The following is a 1,227-nucleotide window of genomic DNA, read 5'->3' on the forward strand; positions in this document are numbered from 1 at the left end:
TTCCATGACTTCTTCCATAACCGTGGCATTTACAGCACCATCAGCGAGGATGTTCCATTGGTAAATTCCTAAAGCCCAATTTTTCAAAAAAATGGGTCGCGGTTTAAAAAGGGCATAGACCCCCTTATTGGGATTAATAGGTTTTTATCCAGGGAGGCCGGATACCACCCAGGCCACCAGGGAGCCCCCAGCCGCTGAAGCGGAGGCGAAGCGGCGATCACTAACACATTTAGAGTATACCCTAAACTGTAACGGAGATCGGGGCTTAAAACGGCTTAAAATCGCTAAAAATAGACTTAAAATATACCCACCCATAAACTGTAACGAATATGAAGGTTTTTTATAGCAGAATTAGTTCAAATGATGGTTCCCAGAAACATGATCGACAATTAAAAGATCTAAAAGGTTTTGACTATGTTCTAACGGATAACTTCACCGGTAACAGTGATCTATTTGATCGTCCCAAAGGACAACAGATTAAAAAGCTATTGGATGAAGGAAAGCTAACCCACCTTGAAGTTCATTCGATCGACCGCCTTGGACGCAATCTCTTATCGGTTTTATCCTGTTGGCAAGCTCTAACCGAGGCAGGTGTCACCGTGGTATGTAGAAACCCCAACATCAGAAACTTCGATGACAATGGTGACCCAGACAAGTTCTCTGAGCTATTGTTGTCAATATTAGGGTCTATGTATAGTTTTGAGAGGTCTATGATAAAAATGAGACAACGCGAAGGAATTATAGCTAAAAAGTTGAAACATCCCCAAGCATATTGCGGAAGAAGAATCAATACCAAAGACACCCCTGAACACCATCTCAAGAAAGAAAGAAGTAAAAAGATATTAGATTATCTATCAAGAGGTACATATAGCTACTCAGAGATCGCCAAGATCCTAAAAGTATCTCCGGTAACCATTACCAAGACTAATAGAATAGCTAAAGAGCTTGGGATGCTATAAAGCCACGAGGACTTTATCCGAGTGGCGACTAATAACTACTAACCCTAGCAGGAAGTCTTGTATGACCCAGGATAAATTGAAATAGTTTTATTTAAAATGGTATCAAGGTTCGATTCGCAATTGATTATATTTGAATAAACAATCGATCTTTGATGTAAGTGGTGATAAATTGGTGCTTAAAAGGGGAATTGAGTATATTCGTAAATAAGTTAAAGTGTTAGAAATAAATGGCTTAGATTCTATCGGTTCGATAGGTCGTAGCCTCCAC

At 39.9% G+C, this 1,227-nt stretch carries 1 protein-coding gene; it reads left to right on the forward strand.

Annotated elements, in window-relative coordinates; genetic code table 11:
* The first annotated feature begins 329 nt into the window (after positions 1–329).
* The gene (locus ESB04_RS12345; protein WP_129028056.1) at positions 330–959 is read left to right on the forward strand and encodes a recombinase family protein; all 630 of its coding nucleotides are present in this window, start codon (positions 330–332) and stop codon (positions 957–959) included.
* Positions 960–1,227 lie beyond the last annotated feature (268 nt).

The sequence above is a fragment of the Aquirufa rosea genome (assembly GCF_004118285.1).
GTDB classification, from domain to species: Bacteria; Bacteroidota; Bacteroidia; order Cytophagales; family Spirosomataceae; genus Aquirufa; species Aquirufa rosea.